The organism is Streptomyces yerevanensis, from assembly GCF_000716805.1.
In the GTDB taxonomy this organism is placed as follows: Bacteria; Actinomycetota; Actinomycetes; order Streptomycetales; family Streptomycetaceae; genus Streptomyces; species Streptomyces flaveus.
In genome coordinates, this window is record NZ_JNWJ01000017.1 from 49,768 (window position 1) to 67,345 (window position 17,578).

Below are 17,578 nucleotides of genomic sequence, written 5' to 3' on the forward strand. Positions count from 1 at the left end.
AGCACAATGACGGCATGACTGCGCCTCGACGAATGGGTACCGAGAGCTCCAAGACGCGCCTGCTCCTGCTCGACGTCACGGAGCGGCTGATGCTGGAGGAGGGGTACGCGGCCGTCGGCGTACGGAAGGTGGCGCGCGAGGCGGAAGTGGCCCCGGCTCTTGTCCTGTACTACTTCCGCACGCTCGACGACCTGTTCCTCGCCGTGCTGCGGCGGCGCGCGGACGAGGAGTTGAAGCGACTGGACCGCCTCCTGGGCGGACCTCAGCCGCTGCGGGCGCTGTGGCGGCTCAGCAGTCACCCGGGCAATGCGCTGACCACGGAGTTCACGGCACTGGCCAACCATCGCAAGGCGATCCGTGCCGAACTGGCCGCTTACGCGGAGCGCTATCGCGAGGCCCAACTGGAGGCACTCACCCGCGGCCTCGCGGAGGCGGGCACGGAGCTGCCGCCCGAGGTGTCCCCGGCCGTGCTGCTCGTGCTCACCAATGCGCTCGGCCGGGTGCTCATGATGGAGAACGCCATGGGCATGAACACCCGGCACGCGGAGACCCTCGCGTTCGTGGAGGAGGTCCTCCAGCGCTACGAGGGCACTTCCGCACCCGCCAAGACCTCCGGGCGGTGAAGCATGTTCAGCTCCCCTCCCCCGACGGCTTGCGACCGCCCAGCTCCCGCCATCGCTGCCGCAGCGAGTGCGCGGCCGTTTTGGGCCGCCGGTCGCGGGTGAAGACGCCCTTCTTGTTGCCGTCGACCCGGTGGATGCCGTGGGAGGTCTGGAAGTCGGCGAAGTTCCACACGTGTTCGCCGACGACCGCCTCGATCCGGTCGAACGCGCGGTGGCTCGCGGCGAGATAGGCCGCCTGGTACTCCTCCGTCCACGGCTGGTCCCACACGGAGTGCAGGCCGGGCATGGTGTCCGCCCCGTACTCGCTCATGATCAGGGGCTTGCCGAACTTCTCGGCCCAGCCGCGCAGATCGCCCTCCAGGTACGTCTCGGCCGTCGTGAGGTCGCCCGTCGCGATGTACCAGCCGTAGTACCGGTTGATGCACAGGACGTCGAAGAGTTCGGCGATGCGGTCGTTGTCGGACGTCGCGAACATGACGGCGGCGTAGGTGACGGGGCGGGTGGGGTCGAGTTTGCGGGTGAGTTCGACGAGCGGCTCGAAGTATTCGCGTGCCCCTTCCTCGTTGGAGGACGGCTCGTTGGCGATGCACCACATCACCACGCTGGGGTGGTTCTTGTCGCGGGTGATCAGCTCCCGGATCGCCTGGGCGTGGGCGGCGCGGGTCTCGTCGTTGAACGTGTCGGGCGAGAAGGTGGGGCGCTGCGGGGCCCCTGTGAGACCGGCCTCGACGGCCAGGTTGAGGCCCACGGCCGCCGTCTCGTCGATGACGACGATGCCGTGCCGGTCGGCGAAGTCCATCACCTCCTCCGCGTAGGGATAGTGCGAGGTGCGGAAGGAGTTGGCGCCGGTCCACTCCATCAGCTGGAAGTCGTGGACGAGGTACGCGTCGTCATGCCCCTTGCCGCGCACGGCGGTGTCCTCGTGCTTGCCGAAGCCGGTGAAGTAGAACGGCTCGCCGTTGATGAGGAACCGCGTACCCCGGACCTCGACGGTGCGCACGCCGAACGGCTGGGCGTAGGCGTCAAGGACCGTGTCGCCGTCCACGATCTCGGCGACGAGTTCGTAGAGGTACGCCGCACCGGGCCGCCACGGCGTCACATCCTCCAGGCGCACGCTGCCACTCGTCCCCTCGGACGCGGCGACCTCGGCCCCGGAGGCATCGAGGACGCGGACGCGGACCGTGGCGGGCGCGCTGGTCTCGACCTCGTACTCGACCGTGCCGCTGGTGCCGTCGAGCCCGGTCACGATGCTGATGTCCTCGATGTGGACGGACGGCACGCTGTACAGCCACACCGAGCGGGCGAGGCCGGCGTAGTTGTAGAAGTCGTGCAGGTACGTCTGCTTGCGGCGGCCGTCCTGGGTGACGGTGATCCTGCCGGGCGGGATGGTGGTGTTGGTCAGTTCGTTGTTGACGCCGATCGTGAGCCGGAACTCCTGTCCGGCACTGACGTACTGGGTGATGTCGGCCTCGAAGGGTGTGTAGCCGCCGACGTGTTCGGCGACCAGTGAGTCGTCGACGTACACCTGTCCCTGGTGCGTGGCGGCATCGACGCGCACGATCACCCGGTCTTCGGACCAGCCCCGCGGTACGCGGACAAGGCGCTGGTACCAGACCCAGCCGACGTGGTCGCGGATCGCGCTGTCGGTGAAGAGGTCGTTGTAGCTGGCGGGTACGGCGGCTTCGAGCGGGGTGTCGAGCGGTCCGGCCCACGGGCGCTCACCGACGGCGGTCGCGGTGGCGAACCTCCACAGGCCGTCGAGGTTCACCAACTCGCGGGTGGCGGTGGAACGGGGTTTCAGCATCGGGTTTCTCTCCTGTGGGGGTGGCGCGGTGAGGATGCGGCCCGCCGAAGCCGCGACACCGCCAACTGTTACCACGCGGTTGGTTTTCCCTCGAAAAGTAAGCCGCCACAGCAAGGGCGGGAAGAGTGCGGTTCGGGTTCGTAATCAGAGCGTTACCTGATGCGACGTCAGCAGAAGACCGCAGAGCTGATACGCGGCGCGACGCGCCGGCGCTGTCACTTCGAAGGCTGCTCGTCGCCCTCGGGGCCGATGACCGACTGCATGAAGATCTCCAGCAGGCGCAGGGAGTCGCGCGACGGGTCGAGGAGAGTCTGGATCCGGAGTCCGTCCATCATCGCGAGCACCATGACCACCTTGTCGTCGGCGGACAGATCGGGGCTGTCGTACGCCGTGTTCAGGGAGCCGCTGCGGAATCTCGTGCGCATCCGGTCACGCCGTCCGGCGAAGAATTCGTGCGCCGGGTGGGTCGGGCTGGTCGCGGCGATCGCCAGGGCAAGCCAGTTGCGCTGGTAGTCGGGGTCCGCGAACTCGTCGGCCAGCACCGCGCCGAGCACCGCCGGTCCCGCCGTCCCCGCTGCGATGATCCGCGCGGCCTGCTCCTCCTCGTCCGCCTCACGCTGGGCCAGAGCGGCGAGGAGGAGTTCCTCCTTGCCCGAGAAATGCCGCAGCAGCGCCGCGTGGGTCACACCCGCTCGCGCAGCGATGTCCCGCAGGGAGGCGCGCTCGTACCCGTGCTCGGCGAAGCCCGCCAGAGCCGCACGGACGATCTGCAGCCTCCGGGCCGGCGTCGTCGCGTACGGCCCCCGGCGACGGGTGCCGGTGGGGGAACTCATGCTGCCTCCTGCGCCGCGGCTCGCCACCGGACGGGGGCTTGCCTTCCGCTGCTGTCCGGAACTTTAATCTAGCGCGAATTGTTTCCACTGTGGTTACATTCTGGCCCTCGGGGCGGCTGCCCGACGCCGGCAGCCGCGCCGCAGATCGTCCACGGCCTTCGATCCGCCCCTCTCGTACGGCAGTTGAAGTCCCCGTCGGCCTGACCAGCCCCGCTGTCGGCATACGACACGCCCACACCTCAAGGACCGCCCATGGACAGCAAGACGACTTTCCTCTGGGGAGCCTCGACGGCCCCGCACCAGATCGAGGGCAACAACATCAACAGCGACTGGTGGGTCCTCGAGGGACAGATGCCCGGCATGGAGCGCAGCGGGGACGCCGTCGACAGCTACCACCGCTTCGAGGAGGACATGCGTCTCCTCGCGGACGCCGGGCTCAACGCCTACCGGTTCGGCGTCGAATGGGCACGCATCGAACCGGTCCCCGGAGAGTTCTCGCGGGCCGAACTCGCGCACTACCGGCGGATGATCGACACCGCGCGAGGTCTCGGGCTGACACCCGTGGTCACCCTGCACCACTTCACCAACCCGCACTGGTTCACCGAGGAGGGTGGCTGGCTCGGCGAACGGGCGGTCGACCGGTTCACGCGCTACGTCGAGACCGTCACCGGGATCCTGGGCGACGTTCCCTGGATCGTCACCATGAACGAACCCAACATGCTGGCGATGATGATGACCATCCAGCGCCAGATGCAGTCGCGTCCCGCGGACGACTGGCAGAGCCCGACCGTGGACAACGACACGCGTCCGACGCTGCCTGCCCCGGACCCGGCGATCGGCGGCGTCCTCGTCAAGGCGCACCACGCGGCGCGCGAGATCGTACGGGCGAACACCGACGCGGCGGTGGGCTGGACGGTGGCGAACCGGGCCTTCGCCGCACGGCCCGGCGCCGAGGAGAAACTCCGCGAGCTCGAACACATCTGGGAGGACCTCTACCTCGATGCCGCACAGGGTGACGACTTCGTCGGGGTCCAGTCGTACTCCAGCCAGTGGGTCGGCCCGGACGGCATCGAGCCGCACCCGCCGCACCCCGACAACACGCTGGTCGGGACGGCGTACCGCCCCGACGCCCTCGCCATGGCGGTCCGTCACACCTGGGACGTCACGGGCGGGATTCCGATCCTGGTGACCGAGAACGGCATCGCCACCGGCGACGACACGCGTCGTATCGCGTACACGCAGGAGGCCTTGCGGCACCTGTTCGCCGCCGCCGACGACGGCATCGACGTACGGGGATATCTGCACTGGAGCGCCCTGGACAACTTCGAGTGGGGGCACTGGGAGCCCACGTTCGGACTGATCGCCGTCGACCGGGAAACCTTCGAGCGCCACCCCAAGCCGAGCCTGGCCTGGCTCGGTGACGTCGCCCGGCGTGGCCGGCCCTGAGGGACTCCACGATCCCGCGCTTCAACGCCGTGGGTGTGCCGACGCGGACGCTTCGGACGCACCTCGGCAACCACAAGTCCCCAACCTGACGCCGCGTCGCACGGGCACCGCAGCCCTCGCGCCGGCACCGCACGCTCTAGAGCCGCCTTGACAATGGAGTCACCGTGCAGGACGAGTCGCTGTCCGGCAGTCACCCGGACACATCCGCGGCGTCTCAGCCGCCCACTGCCGCCGTGGAGCAACGCCCCGAGGAGCCCGGCCCACCGCTGGAGCCGGTCAGCAACAGCTACCTCATCTGGATGATGGCGGCCAACTTCGGCGTCGCCATGGCCTACATCCTGCCCCTGTCGTACACGCTGACCTTACGTATCGATGAGCTCGCTCCCGGCCGGGAGGAGGTACTGGGCTACGTCACCGGGACCGCCCAGGTGGTCTTCCTCATCGCCAGCCCGCTCATCGGCGTCTGGAGCGACCGGACGCGCAGCCGCTTCGGGCGCCGGCGTCCGTTCCTGATCGGCGGCAGCATCCTCGGCCTGCTGGCACTGGCGGGCATCTCGGTGGCGCCCAGCCTCCTGCTCATCGGGGTCGGGTGGGTGCTCGCGATGCTGGGGTGGGCGACGGCGTCCCAGGCGATCATCACCGTCCAGGCCGACCGCATCCCGGAGGAACAGCGCGGCAAGGTCTCCGGACTGACCGGGGTCACGGGTCAGGTGGGGCCCATCATCGGCGTCGCGCTGGCCTCGGCCCTGAGCAGCCACTTCCTGGTCTTCGTGATTCCGGGGGTGCTCGGCATCGTCCTCGCGGTGGCGTTCGCGGTCCGCGGGTCGGAGCCCGACTCGCGCCCCCTGGCCCCCACCGGACCGGTGTCCGTCAAAGAGATCCTGGCCAGCTATGTCTTCAACCCGCGCCGGTATCCCGACTTCGGGTGGAACTGGCTGGGCCGGTTCGTCTTCTTCATGGGGCTGTACTTCAACACGACCTTCAGCACCTTCTTCTACGCCCAGCGCCTCGACCTTCCGGTGAAAGAAGTCGCGGGAGCGGTCGCCGTCGTCGGCGCGGTCGGCGTCGTCGCGGCCATCCTCGGCGCGGTCGGCGGAGGCTTCCTGTCGGACAAACTCGGCCGCCGACGGCTCTTCACGCTCATCGGCGCGCTCCTGTTCGTCTGCGGCGCCGTCGTCGAAGCGTTCGCCCACTCCTTCCCCGTGCTCTTCGTCGGCTCGGTGCTCATGCAGCTCGCCATCGCGGCGTTCGCCGCCGTTGACTCGGCGATCGCCATGGCCGTACTCCCGAACCGCACCGAGGCCGGCCGGTACATGGCGGTGGTCGCGTTCTCGCAGAAGATTCCGAGCGCGCTCGCCCCGCTGATCGCCCCGTTCATCATCACCTTCGGCACCGTGGGCGACGTCAAGAACTACACCGCCCTGTATCTCACAGGTGCCGTGTTCGCCCTGGTCGGCGGCCTGCTGATCTTCACGCGCGTACGTTCCGTCCGCTGAGATCCGCTCCTCGTCCGGCTTCTGTCACACGCATGGGAACGATACGGAGAAACATGTCCGATCACGCACCGGTAAACCTGAAGATCGACAGCGGAGGCGGCCGGCTCGTCGTCTGCGGTGCTCGACCCCACCTGTCGTGGCAACTGCCCGCGGGCTGGCCGGAGCAGGACGGATATGTGCTCGAAGCGCGTATCAACGGCGTCGACCAGGCCCCCGTCCAGGCGGCATCGCCCCGGCATCTGTTCATACCCTGGCCGTGGCAGGCACTGGCGAGCCGGGACAGAGTCAGCTGGCGTGTACGCAGTCGCCGGGGTGACGACACATCGCCGTGGTCGGCTCAGCACGAGTTCGAAGTGGGCCTTCTGGCGCCGGACTGGACGGCTGCCTGGATCTCGCCGCCGGAGCACGAGGCCGACTCCACCGAGGCGAACAGGCCCGCGTACACGCTGGAGGGCTCCTTCGTCCTCGATCGCCCCTGCACCAGGGCCCGGCTCTACGCCACCGCTCTGGGGGTCTACGAGGTGTACCTCAACGGCCGCCGCGTCGGCGAGACCGAACTCGCGCCGGGGTCGACCTCGTACGCCGAGACGCTCTACGCGCAGGCCGAGGACATCACCGACGACGTCCGCTGGGGAAGCAACGAGATCGAGATCGTGCTCTCGGACGGCTGGTACCGGGGCAAGTCGGGGGCGTGGCGCAAGCCCGCCCGATGGGGCACCCGGACGGCCGCGCGCCTGGAGGTGCACATCGAGCACCCCGACGGCACCTGGACCACCGTCGGCACCGGGCCTCGGTGGTCGTCCCGGCCCAGCGCCATCGTCCGCGCCGACCTCATGGACGGGCAGACGACCGACCTCGTTGCGGTCCGGCGGGATCCGGCTCCCGTCGTGGTCGACGCCGTGGAGGCACCGCCGGTCGAGTGGTCGCCCGCGCCCCCGGTACGACGCATCGAGCGGCTCGAACCGACCGGCGTGACCCGGACCTCGCCCGGCTCCTGCGTCGTCGACTTCGGGCAGAACGCGTCCGGCTGGATCGCCCTCACCGACCTCGGCCCGGCCGGCACCCGGACGGTGATCGACCACGGGGAACACGTCGACGCCTCGGGCGACCTGACGACCAGTCACCTGGACAGCGCCCGCCCGGGCGAGCCGCCCGTCCCGTTCGTGCAGCGCGACGTGGTCGTCTCCGACGGGGCGGCGACCGGCTGCTTCGAACCGCGGCACACCATCCACGGATTCCGGTACGCCAAAATCCAGCGAGACGACGGCGCGGAGCCGGACCCTTCGGCGATCTCCATGCGGGTCGTGCACACCGACCTGCGCTCCGCCGGGACCTTTGCCTGCAGCGATCCGGATCTGACGCGACTGCACGACGTCGCGCGGTGGAGCTTCCGCGGCAATGCCGTGGACGTCCCGACGGACTGCCCCACGCGCGAGCGGCTCGGCTGGACCGGCGACTACCAGATCTTCGTCTCGACGGCCGTGCGACTGTTCGACGTCGACGGGTTCTCACGCAAGTGGCTGCGCTCGGTGCGGGACGACCAGTTGCCCGACGGCCGGATCGTCAACTCCTCCCCCGACCCCAACCATCTCAAGAAGCACCCCGATGCGATGGTCGACCACATCACGGGCTCGGCCGGGTGGGGGGACGCCATCGTGCACGTCCCGTGGGTGCTGTACGAGACCTACGGCGACGACGTCGCGCTCGCTGAGAACTGGGACGCGATGGTCCGCTGGGTGGAGTTCGCGCTGGGGGCCGCGCTCTCGAGGCGGCACCCGTCACGCGTCGAGCGCTCACAGACCGCACGGCCGCACGAGGCGTATCTGTGGGACGGCACCTTCCACTGGGGGGAATGGAGCGAGCCGAAGAAGCGCGCGGCGGACGGATCGCTCATCGACCCCGTGGGGAGCGATCCCGTGGCGTGGTTCATGACCGACAAGGGGGAGGTCGGCACCGCGTACCTGTACCGCTCGGTGAGCACCCTCGCCAGGATCGCCGACGTACTCGGCAAGGACGACGACGCACACCGGTACCGCGGGCTCGCGGAACGCATCCGCGACGCGTGGCAGACCGAGTTCCTGGACGGCGAGGGGCGTACCACCGCGGGGACGCAGGCCGGCTATGTGCGGGCCCTCGCCTTCGACCTGGTGCCTCCCCGGCTGCGGAACGCGGCGGCGGCGCATCTGGTGACGCTCATCCGTGAGGCGGGCGATCACCTCACCACAGGCTTCCTGTCCACGGCCGACCTGCTCCCCGTACTGGCCGACACCGGTCATACCGACGTCGCCTACGCCGTCCTGACCCGGCGTACGGAACCGTCCTGGCTCGCCATGCTGGACCGGGGCGCAACGACGATCTGGGAGGACTGGGACGGCATCGACGCCGACGGCAACGCCACCGCATCGCTGAATCACTACAGCAAGGGCGCCGTCGTCCGGTTCCTGCACACCCACACGCTCGGTCTGCGCCAGACACCGGGATCCGTGGCGTGGAACTCGTTCGTCGTCGCACCCGTCCCGGGCCCCGGCATCACATGGGCGTCCGGATCGTTCGAGAGCCCTCAAGGCACCATCGCCGTGAACTGGGCGCTCGACGACGGCACGTTCCGGATCGACGTCGACGTACCCCCCGGATCGACGGCGACCGTCGTCCTCCCGGACGGCACGGCCATCCCCGCCGGCCCCGGACCTGTGCACGCCGAGTGCCCCGTCCCTTCACCACGGGCGCTGCCCGTTCCATGACCGCCTTCTCGCCTCAGGCCGCGTTCTCCCCGACCCGCACGCACATGAACCCGACACCGAAGGAAGTGCCCCATGCCCATGCCTGATGTCTCCGCCCGTTCCATCACCGAGCTCACCAACCTCGACGACCGCAGCGTCGTGGTGACCGGTGGCGGGCGCGGTCTCGGCAGAGCGATCGCCGCCCGACTGGCCGAGGCGGGCGCCCGCGTGCTCGTCGGGGACGTGGACGCCGAGCTGGCGAAGGCCGCGGCCACCGAGCTCGCCGACCGGTACGGCGCCGACGTCGTGGGCATCGAGATGGACGTGACGGACTCGGACAGCGTGCGCGGCTCGGCGGACTTCGCCGTGGAGCGGTGGGCCCGGCTGGACGCGTGGGTCAACAACGCGGGGGTCTTCCCCAGCGTCCCGATCGCAGAGATGGACGACTCGACGTGGGACACGGTGTTCGCGGTGAACGCCCGAGGCGTCCTCGCGGGCACCCGCGAGGCCTCCCGGGTCATGAGCGCCGGCGGGCACGGCGGCGTGATCGTCAACATCTGCTCCACCGCGGGCTTCCAGGGCAGCGCTCCGGGACTTGCCGCCTACGTCGGATCGAAGCACGCGGTACGCGGCATCACCCGGCAGAGCGCCATGGAGCTGGCCCCGCACGGAATCCGCGTGCTCGGGGTGGCACCCAGCTACGTCCCGACCGAGGGGAATCAGCTGGCCGCCGCCGACGTGCCCGTCCAGGGGGACAGTGTGCCGCTCATGATGACCAGCCCGATCGGCCGCATCGGGACGCCCGACGACATCGCCCGCGTGGTGTTCTTCTGCGTCAGCGACCTGTCGATGTTCATGACCGGCAGCACCCTCCTGGCCGACGGGGGCACCACCGCCTGAGCGCGGCCACTACCGCCCTTCTCCCGCGGGCAGGGATTCCACAGCCCGTGCAACCGCACGCCGCAGTTCGTCCAGACCGAAGTCGGGTCCGAGGACCATCCGCCGCAGCTGGGGCATGGCGATGCTCCAGCTTGCGAGGGCGAGAGTGAAGAAGACGCGCGTACGGGCGTCGTCGTTCGGGTCACCGGCCTGCGCGGCGGTCACCTTGTCCCCGTAGTGCAGGGTGCGCTCCTCCTCCGCGGGAACGGGACCGTCACCGGCTTCCAGGGCCTCCCACATCACCAGACGCAGCGCCTCCGGGTGAGCCCGGTGGTACTCGAAGAGACGCTCGGCGTAGGCGGGCAGGTCCGCGGAGGGCGGGACGGCCTCGGCCAGCTCGGCCAGCCTGTGTTCCAGTACGACGGCGAACAGCTTGTTCTTGTCGCCGAAGTAGTCATAGATGGCCCGCTTGTTGGCCTTCGCCTCGGTGGCGATGCGATCGACGCGGGCTCCGGCGACGCCGTGCGCCGCGAACTCCGCGGTGGCGGCCGCGATGATGCGCTCTTTGGTCGCCGCGGAGTCGTATGCCATACGCCCATGGTAACGAACTGGTTCGTTTGACCGTCGCGAACTCGACGTGCAACTCTGAGCCCGAAAGCGAACCAACTGGTTCGATCGAAGTTGTACGCCGCGCGTCGACAGGAGTTCTCGGTCGTCATGTCCCGGAACACATCACTCGTATCTCCCGCGTCGGCGGGCCTGGGGCGCAGGCTGCCCCTCCTCATGGCGCTGGCCTGCGGCGTCACCGTGGCCAACGCCTACTTTCCGCAGGCAATCACCCCACTGATCGCCCAGAGCTTCAGCGTCTCCCCGGCCACGGCTGCGACCCTGGCGACGGTGACCCAACTCGGTTACGCAGCCGGGATCTTCCTGCTCGTCCCTCTCGGAGACCGCCTGCCGCGCCGACCGCTGATCACCGTGCTGCTCGCCGTGACCAGCCTGGCCCTCCTGGCCGCCGGGCTCGCCCCGGCCACCGGCATGCTGCTCGCCGCGGGCACCCTGGTCGGCCTGGCCACCGTGGTTCCGCAGATCCTCCTGCCCATGGCGGCCGGGCTGGTCGAGCCCGAGCGACGCGGCAGCGTGATCGGCACGCTCCAGGCCGGGCTCATCGGCGGAATTCTGCTGGCCCGCGCCTTCGGCGGCGTACTGGGCGAGCACCTGGGATGGCGCGCCCCGTACCTGATCGCCGCCGCGCTGACCGCGCTGCTCGCCGTCGCACTCGGTCTCGTCCTGCCCACGGCCACCCCGGCCGCCCGCGACCGGTACGCCACGCTGCTCGCCGACACCCTGCGCCTGTTGCGCACGGAGAACGAGCTGCGCCGGTCCGTGCTCTTCCAGGTCACCGTCTTCGGTGGCTTCAGCGCGGCCTGGACCGCGGTCGCCCTGCTGATCACCGGCCCGCGCTACGACATGGGCACCCAGGCCGTGGGTGTGCTGGCCCTGGTCGGTGCGGGCAGCATGTTCTTCGCGCCCGCGGCCGGGCGCTGGGTCGATCGGTACGGCGCCGACCGCGTCAACCTGTGGTGTATCGCGGGCGCGCTCGCCGCGGCGGCCGTTCTGACCGCCGGCTCGCTGGGCGGCCCTGCCGGGATGGTGGGACTGGCCGCCGGGCTGCTGCTGATCGACGTAGCGGTGCAGTGCGGACAGGTCGCCAACCAGGCCCGTATCTTCGCCCTGCGCCCCGAGGTGCACAGCCGCCTCAACACGGGCTACATGACCTGCTCCTTCCTGGGCGCCAGCGCCGGGTCCTGGCTCGGTGCCCGCGCCTACACCCACCTCGGCTGGACAGGTGTGTGCGCGCTCATCGCGCTGGCCGTGGCTCTGTCACTCGCCACGTATCTCATGGGTGGCCGCAAGCCGCCCGCCGACCAGGGTGCGCCCGCGCCGACGGCCGAGCCCCAGCCGACGACCGGCTCGCGGTGACCGCCACCGCGACACCCAGGTCTCCGTGCGGACATCACCCGTCGTCGGTCTCTAGTCGGATGCGGCAGCGGTCACCGCGGCCTCGGCCCGCTTGCGGAAGGCGTTGAGTTTGTCCGCCGGGGCGACCACCTGGTGGCTGCGTGCCTTGACGGACACGTCGTGTCCTTCGGCCGCCTTGCGCAGCGCGCCGACCGTGGCCTGCTCGCGCGGGATGTGCTGGAACGGCTCGAACCGGTACCAGCGCATGGCGTTCTCGTGCGTCATCTTGTTGATCTCGTCGTCGGGCACGTCGTTGGCCCGCAGCACTCTGTCGAGCTCCTCGGGGGCGTTCGGCCACATGGAGTCGCTGTGCGGGTAGTCGGCCTCCCAGCACATGTTGTCGATGCCGATGTCGTGACGGAGCCTCACCCCGATCGGGTCGCTGATGAAGCAGGTGAGGAAGTGCTCGCGGAACTTCTCCGACGGCAGCTTCCCCCCGAAGTCCTGGAGCGTCCAGGTGGCGTGCATCTCGTAGGTGCGGTCGATGCGCTCCAGGAAGTACGGGATCCAGCCGGTGCCACCCTCGGACAGGGCGATCTTCAGGTCGGGGAACTCCTTCAGCACCCGCGACCAGATGAGGTCGGCGGCGGCCTGGACGAGGTTGATGGGCTGGAGCGTGATCATCACGTCCGGCGGGGAGTCCTTGGCGGGGATGGACAGCCGGCCCGAGGAGCCGATGTGCAGGTTCATGACGGTGCCGCAGTCGCTGAGCGCCCGCCACAGCGGGTCCCAGTAGTCGCTGTGGAAGCTCGGGTAGCCGAGGACGGCCGGGTTCTCGGGGAAGGTGAGGGAGTGGCAGCCTTTCTCCGCGACGCGGCGCACCTCCTGCGCGCAGAGCTCGGCGTCCCAGATGGCGGGGAGCGCCATGGGGATGAAGCGGCCCGGGTGCTTTCCGCACCAGTCGTCGATGTGCCAGTCGTTGTACGCGCGCACCAGCGCGAGGGAGAAGTCCGGGTCCTCGGTGGCGAACAGGCGGGCCGAGAAGCCCGGGAAGGAGGGGAAGTTCATCGAGCCGAGGACGCCGCCGGCGTTCATGTCGGCGACGCGTTCGTCGACGTCGTAGCAGCCGGGGCGGATCTCGTCGAGGCCCTGGGGTTCCAGGCCGTACTCCTCCTTCGGCCGTCCGGCGACCGCGTTCAGGGCGACGTTGGGCAGGACGGCGTCCCGGAAGGTCCACACATCGCTGCCGTCGTCGCGATGCACGAGCCGCGGGGCGTCGTCGCGGTAGCGGGCGGGCAGGTGCATCACGAACAGGTCGGGGGGTTCGATGATGTGGTCGTCGACGCTGATGAGGATCATGTCGTCGCGCTGCATTGAGCTTCCTCTCGCGTGGTCGTACGGGGTGACCGGTGGCGGTCAGTCGGAGGCGGGCAGGGGCTTCGCCGCCTTGATGGTCAACGGGGCTCCTCCGGACGTCAGTTGTCCGGCGCCGGGCGAGGTGCACAGCAGCTCGAGAGTGTCGTCGGCGTCGACGTAGCGCTTGCCGAGGACCGTGCCCGGGGACGCGTCCGAGGTGACGGGCGGGGGTGGGGCGCCCTCGGCCGGAACCATGGGCTTGCCCCCGCATTCGACGGACGTGTCTTTGCCGGCCGGGGCGCGGATCACGACGACGCGGGTGGTGCACACGGTGGAGGCGAGCTGGTCACCGGGACGCGGGGCTGGTGGCGCCATGGTTCGGTTCTCCTTCGGCGGTGGCGAGGACGGCGGACGGGTCCGCGGGCGCCGCGGGGCCGGGTGCCGCGGCGAGGCGATCGCCCAGCGTGGACAGGTCGTACGCCTGCCGGGCGAGCCAGAACCGCAGGAAGCCGGTGAGTGAGTAGCGCAGGTAGAGCGCGCCGCCCACCACCGCGCAGACCACGCCGGTGATCCCGATGGCGAGCGCGTCGCGCTGGGCGAGGGGGTTGTCGGAGGCGTGCGCGAGTGGATAGGTGAGGGCGCCCAGGCACAGGCCCGCCAGCATCAACACGGCTCCCGTGCGCAGCCACAGGGTGTTGCGGGCGGTGGCGGGGTCGGGGATCTTCAGGGCGGCCAGGTCGCGGGCGAAGCGGCCGGCGCGGTCACTGCGCGCGGGCGCCTCGGCGTGGACGGTGTCGGGCGGCGGCGTCATGCGGCGCTCCCCAGGTAGTAGGAGGACAGTTCGGCGTGCAGGGAGCTGTCGGAGTGGCCCTGCCACTGGACCCGGCCGCGGGCGAGCACGGCCGCGTGGTCGGCGATCTTCAGTACGGCGGCGGCGAACTGCTCGACGACGAGCACCGCGATGCCCTGTCGGGCCAGCTGGGCGACTTCCTCGTACAGTTCGGCGACGACCACCGGGGCCAGTCCCATGGAGAGCTCGTCCAGGAGCAGGACGGCGGGATCGGTGGCCAGGCCCCGGGCGAGGGCGAGCATCTGCTGCTGGCCGCCGGACAGGGTGCCGGCCGGCCGGTGGGCGCAGCGGGCGAGCACGGGGAAGCGGGCGTAGGCGATCTCCTCGATCTCCTGCCGGTCGCGGCCGGTGAACGTCATCATGCGGAGGTGGTCGCGCACGGACAGGTTCGGGAAGATGCCGCGGCCTTCGGGGACGAGGCAGACCCCGGCCCGCGCCAGGTCCCGCGCCTCGGCGCCGGTGGTGTCGCGGCCGCCGAGGTGCATGGTGCCGGCGCTGGGCCGGTGAGCGCCGGCGATGACGTTCAAGGTGGTGGTCTTGCCGGCGCCGTTGGGGCCGAGCAGTGCCACGACCTGCCCGGCGGCGACGGTGAGGTCGACGCCGTGCAGCACGGTGATGCGGTCGTATGCGGCTTTGATGCCGCGCAGTTCAAGCAGCGGGGCCGCGCTGTCGGCAGCCGTAGCACCAGTCATGGGTTCAGGACTCCCCGAGATAGGCCGCGAGTACGGTCCGGTCCTGCTGGATCTCCTCGGGCGGTCCGACGGCGACGACCTTGCCGAGGTCGAGGACGTGCACCTGGTCGCACACGCTCATCACCAGGCTCATGTCGTGTTCGACGAGGACCACGGCGCAGCCGTCGGCCGCGATGTCGCGCAGCAGGGCGGCGAAGCGGAGGGTTTCCTGCGCGTCCTGTCCGGCGGCGGGTTCGTCGAGCAGCAGGACGCCGGGCTTGCCGGCGAGCGCCCGGCCCACCTCCAGGAGGCGGGCGGCGCCGGTGGGCAGGGCGTCGGCGGTGGTGCCGGCGTCGGCGGTGAGGCCGATGCGTTCGAGGAGGTCGTCGGCGATGCGGTGGGCCTCGCGCCGCCGGGAGCCGAGTTCGGCGGCCACCAGCAGGTTGTCGCGGACGCTCAGCCGGCCGAAGAGTTCCAGGCGCTGGAAGGTGCGGGCCATGCCGCGGCGGGCCCGCTGGGCCGGGGTGTCGCGGGTGATGTCGCGCCCGTCGAGCACGACGGTGCCGGTGCGAGGCCTGCGCAACCCGGACACGACATCGAACAGGGTGGACTTTCCCGCCCCGTTGGGCCCGATGAGCCCGGTGATCCGCCCGGCCCCGGCTGCGAAACCGGCGCCGTCGAGCGCCCGGATGCCGCCGAAAGTGACGGTCACGTCGTCAGCCCGCAGCGATGCCACGCGCGATCACCTCCCGGTCCTCGGCCCGCCAGGGCCGCCGTATCCCCCACCACTCGACGGGGTCGGGAGCGGGCCGCGGTCCGTCCTGGCGAGCGGTGGCCCGGATCCGCAGGGCGACGGCGACCAGCACCGCGGCGACGAGGAATATCGCCCCGCCGATCAGCCCGGTCCCGTACAGCAGCCACAGCAGCCCGAGAGCGCCGCAGGCTACGGGCAGCAGCACGCGGTCGCGCGCCAGCGGCGCCCACTCCTCGCGCAGTCCCGGCACGACGCCGGCGGGGTTGTGCGCGAGGCCCATGCCGGCGAGGGCGATGCCCAGGGTGGAGACGTCGTGGGCCCACGTGCCGAGGTGTCCTAGGAGGTGGGGCGGGGCGATGTAGGCGAAGCCGGTGAACAGGCCGGTGCCGACCGCGCCGAGGCCGCCGATCACCGCGACCAGGAAGACCGGCAGGTTGGCGAGGAGGTTGAACTGCTCGGCGGTGACGGTGCGCTGCTGCATGCCGTAGAGCGCGCCGCCGAGCCCGGCGATCGCCGCGGACAGGGCGAACACCGCCACCTTCGCGGCGAGCGGCCGGCCGCCGAGCGTCGCGTACGCGGCCTCGCTGTCGCGCAGCGCGATGAGCCCCCGGCCGAACCTCCCGCGCCGAAGCCACCCCACCGCGAGGGAGGAGGCGGCCATGACCACAGCGGACAGCACGAGCAGTTCGGCCGGGGAGTCGAGCCGCCATCCGAACAGATTCGGTCCCTGCACTTCCACGGACCCCTGGTCGAACAGCGCGATCCGCACCCCGAGCACCTCGAAGGACGGCAGGGTGAACACCCACCGGTCCAGGACGACGGCGAACGCCGCGGTGCCGAGGGCGAGATAGATCCCGGACAGCCGCAGCGCCGGTACGGCGATGGCCGCGCCGACGGCCGCCGCGACGAGGACCGCGGCGGGCAGCGCCCACAGCTGCCCGGCGCCGCCCAGGTGCGCCCACACCACGGCTCCGATGCCCGCGATGCTCAGCTGGCACAGCGAGATCTGCCCGGCGTAGCCGGCCAGCGGCACGTAGGACAGGGCGACGATGCCGAGCGAGAAGGCGGGCCCGTAGGAGATGAGGCCCTCCTCGTCGAGCACCGTGGCCAGGAGGACCGCGAGCAGCACCACGCACCCCGCGAAGACGAGGCTGCCGCGCGGCGTGGGCAGCGGCACGCGGACCAGGCGCCGTTCGCGGCCGCGCAGCCGGCGGTGCGGGAAGACGAGGAGGGCGAGGAAGAGCAGCAGCGCGGGGGCAGCCAGGCGCAGGCCCGGGAGATAGTCGTTCTGCGGCAGATAGCCCGTCAGATAGCTCTCGAGCCAGCCGACGACGAGTGCGCCGAGGAAGGTCAGAGGCAGGCTGCGCAGCCTGCCGAAGACCGCGGCCGTGTATGCGCTGACGATGAGGAGGGAGAGTTGCTGGGCGTCGAGGGCGATGTTCGGGGCGATCAGGATGCCGCCGACGGCGGCGAGCTGGGTGGCGAGGATCCAGGCGAGCCGGGCGGCTCGCTGCGGCGAGGCGCCGGTGAGCCGGGCGAGCGCGCGGTCGTCGACGCAGGCGCGCATCTCGGTGCCGGCGCGGGTGTGGTTCAGCAGCAGCCACAGCCCGGCGGCGATGAGGGCGGCCACGCCGAGGGTGAGCGCCTGGTGCCAGGTGACGGGGGCCGGGCCGAGGTGGAAGGCCGGCTGGTCGGCGAAGAACGGGCGCAGCGGGCGGGGGGTGTTCGGGTCCCAGATCCAGCGGGCCAGGGCGATGCACCCGGTGAGCAGGGCGACGGTCATGACGAGCCGCTCGGCCTCGCCCAGCGACTGCACCGGCCGCATCAGGACTCGTTCCACGAACAGGGCGAAGGCGGGGGCGAGGACGAGCAGCACGACGGCGAGGGCGAGCGGCACCGGCCAGCCCCAGCCGAAGGCGAGCTGCCAGTAGGCGAAGGCGGCCATCATCCCGGCGGCGCCGTGCGCGAAGTTGAAGACGCCGGCGGTGGTGTAGGTGAGGACGAGGCCGCTGCCGATGATCGCGTAGATCGCGGCCGTGGCCAGTCCGACGACCCCAAAGGTGAGGAACTGTTCCATCAGGCGTCCGTTCTCCCGGCCGTCCGTGTGCGGGTGCGCTGGACGGCCCCCACGGCTGGAAATTAGCTTCTCTCAATCAGAGAATCAACCATCCGGACACGGGAGAC

15 protein-coding genes are annotated in these 17,578 nt (G+C 70.6%); 6 read left to right on the forward strand and 9 right to left on the reverse strand.

Annotation, left to right across the window (positions count from 1 at the left end; genetic code table 11):
- Positions 1–14 precede the first annotated feature (14 nt).
- On the forward strand, positions 15–623 hold the full coding sequence (locus OP79_RS19580) for a TetR/AcrR family transcriptional regulator (protein ID WP_033321547.1): 609 nt from the start codon (positions 15–17) through the stop codon (positions 621–623).
- Positions 624–630: 7 nt separating this feature from the next.
- Here the strand turns inward: OP79_RS19580 and uidA are convergent, their stop codons facing one another.
- Both uidA and OP79_RS19590 read right to left on the reverse strand, forming a co-directional pair.
- Entirely contained in the window at positions 631–2,427 is a 1,797-nt protein-coding gene (gene uidA / locus OP79_RS19585; protein ID WP_033321548.1) for a beta-glucuronidase, read from the reverse strand.
- Between the two features lie 215 nt (positions 2,428–2,642).
- Entirely contained in the window at positions 2,643–3,260 is a 618-nt protein-coding gene (locus OP79_RS19590; RefSeq protein WP_033321549.1) for a TetR/AcrR family transcriptional regulator, read from the reverse strand.
- Between the two features lie 252 nt (positions 3,261–3,512).
- Here OP79_RS19590 and OP79_RS19595 point away from each other — a divergent pair, with 252 nt between their 5' ends.
- From OP79_RS19595 to OP79_RS19610, 4 genes are all read left to right on the forward strand, one after another.
- Positions 3,513–4,706, forward strand: coding sequence for a family 1 glycosylhydrolase (locus OP79_RS19595; RefSeq protein WP_033321550.1), 1,194 nt, complete (start codon positions 3,513–3,515; stop codon positions 4,704–4,706).
- A 164-nt stretch (positions 4,707–4,870) separates the two neighbouring features.
- Positions 4,871–6,202, forward strand: a complete 1,332-nt coding sequence (locus OP79_RS19600; RefSeq protein WP_033321551.1) for an MFS transporter — start codon at positions 4,871–4,873, stop codon at positions 6,200–6,202.
- Between the two features lie 53 nt (positions 6,203–6,255).
- On the forward strand, positions 6,256–8,943 hold the full coding sequence (locus tag OP79_RS19605) for a family 78 glycoside hydrolase catalytic domain (protein WP_051744753.1): 2,688 nt from the start codon (positions 6,256–6,258) through the stop codon (positions 8,941–8,943).
- A 72-nt stretch (positions 8,944–9,015) separates the two neighbouring features.
- Positions 9,016–9,822, forward strand: a complete 807-nt coding sequence (locus OP79_RS19610; protein WP_033321552.1) for an SDR family NAD(P)-dependent oxidoreductase — start codon at positions 9,016–9,018, stop codon at positions 9,820–9,822.
- A 9-nt stretch (positions 9,823–9,831) separates the two neighbouring features.
- Here the strand turns inward: OP79_RS19610 and OP79_RS19615 are convergent, their stop codons facing one another.
- Complete coding sequence (locus OP79_RS19615; RefSeq protein ID WP_033321553.1) at positions 9,832–10,392, reverse strand: TetR/AcrR family transcriptional regulator; 561 nt, start codon at positions 10,390–10,392, stop codon at positions 9,832–9,834.
- Positions 10,393–10,518: 126 nt separating this feature from the next.
- Here OP79_RS19615 and OP79_RS19620 point away from each other — a divergent pair, with 126 nt between their 5' ends.
- Positions 10,519–11,784 (forward strand): MFS transporter, encoded by a 1,266-nt coding sequence (locus OP79_RS19620; protein WP_033321554.1) that lies wholly within the window; start codon positions 10,519–10,521, stop codon positions 11,782–11,784.
- Between the two features lie 51 nt (positions 11,785–11,835).
- Here the strand turns inward: OP79_RS19620 and OP79_RS19625 are convergent, their stop codons facing one another.
- The 6 genes from OP79_RS19625 to OP79_RS19650 are packed head-to-tail and all read right to left on the reverse strand — an operon-like array spanning position 11,836 to position 17,471.
- Positions 11,836–13,137: an amidohydrolase family protein gene (locus OP79_RS19625; RefSeq protein ID WP_033321555.1), complete on the reverse strand. Its 1,302-nt coding sequence runs from the start codon at positions 13,135–13,137 to the stop codon at positions 11,836–11,838.
- A 42-nt stretch (positions 13,138–13,179) separates the two neighbouring features.
- A complete protein-coding gene (locus tag OP79_RS19630) occupies positions 13,180–13,494 on the reverse strand; it encodes a hypothetical protein (protein ID WP_033321556.1) in 315 nt (104 codons plus the stop codon).
- A complete protein-coding gene (locus OP79_RS19635; protein WP_051744754.1) occupies positions 13,466–13,930 on the reverse strand; it encodes a hypothetical protein in 465 nt (154 codons plus the stop codon). Before OP79_RS19635 ends, OP79_RS19630 begins: the two co-directional genes overlap by 29 nt.
- On the reverse strand, positions 13,927–14,661 hold the full coding sequence (locus tag OP79_RS19640) for an ABC transporter ATP-binding protein (protein ID WP_033321557.1): 735 nt from the start codon (positions 14,659–14,661) through the stop codon (positions 13,927–13,929). Before OP79_RS19640 ends, OP79_RS19635 begins: the two co-directional genes overlap by 4 nt.
- 4 nt (positions 14,662–14,665) lie before the next feature.
- The gene (locus tag OP79_RS19645; RefSeq protein WP_033321558.1) at positions 14,666–15,376 is read right to left on the reverse strand and encodes an ABC transporter ATP-binding protein; all 711 of its coding nucleotides are present in this window, start codon (positions 15,374–15,376) and stop codon (positions 14,666–14,668) included.
- Positions 15,357–17,471, reverse strand: coding sequence for a branched-chain amino acid ABC transporter permease (locus OP79_RS19650; protein WP_033321559.1), 2,115 nt, complete (start codon positions 17,469–17,471; stop codon positions 15,357–15,359). Before OP79_RS19650 ends, OP79_RS19645 begins: the two co-directional genes overlap by 20 nt.
- Positions 17,472–17,578 lie beyond the last annotated feature (107 nt).

Coding starts and splice junctions, on each gene's coding strand:
- OP79_RS19615 (WP_033321553.1), bottom strand. CDS start 10,392: ATGGCATACGACTCCGCGGCGACCAAAGAGCGCATCATCGCGGCCGCC.
- OP79_RS19625 (WP_033321555.1), bottom strand. CDS start 13,137: ATGCAGCGCGACGACATGATCCTCATCAGCGTCGACGACCACATCATC.
- OP79_RS19605 (WP_051744753.1), top strand. CDS start 6,256: ATGTCCGATCACGCACCGGTAAACCTGAAGATCGACAGCGGAGGCGGC.
- OP79_RS19580 (WP_033321547.1), top strand. CDS start 15: ATGACTGCGCCTCGACGAATGGGTACCGAGAGCTCCAAGACGCGCCTG.
- OP79_RS19610 (WP_033321552.1), top strand. CDS start 9,016: ATGCCCATGCCTGATGTCTCCGCCCGTTCCATCACCGAGCTCACCAAC.
- OP79_RS19620 (WP_033321554.1), top strand. CDS start 10,519: ATGTCCCGGAACACATCACTCGTATCTCCCGCGTCGGCGGGCCTGGGG.
- OP79_RS19635 (WP_051744754.1), bottom strand. CDS start 13,930: ATGACGCCGCCGCCCGACACCGTCCACGCCGAGGCGCCCGCGCGCAGT.
- OP79_RS19630 (WP_033321556.1), bottom strand. CDS start 13,494: ATGGCGCCACCAGCCCCGCGTCCCGGTGACCAGCTCGCCTCCACCGTG.
- OP79_RS19640 (WP_033321557.1), bottom strand. CDS start 14,661: ATGACTGGTGCTACGGCTGCCGACAGCGCGGCCCCGCTGCTTGAACTG.
- uidA (WP_033321548.1), bottom strand. CDS start 2,427: ATGCTGAAACCCCGTTCCACCGCCACCCGCGAGTTGGTGAACCTCGAC.
- OP79_RS19595 (WP_033321550.1), top strand. CDS start 3,513: ATGGACAGCAAGACGACTTTCCTCTGGGGAGCCTCGACGGCCCCGCAC.
- OP79_RS19590 (WP_033321549.1), bottom strand. CDS start 3,260: ATGAGTTCCCCCACCGGCACCCGTCGCCGGGGGCCGTACGCGACGACG.
- OP79_RS19650 (WP_033321559.1), bottom strand. CDS start 17,471: ATGGAACAGTTCCTCACCTTTGGGGTCGTCGGACTGGCCACGGCCGCG.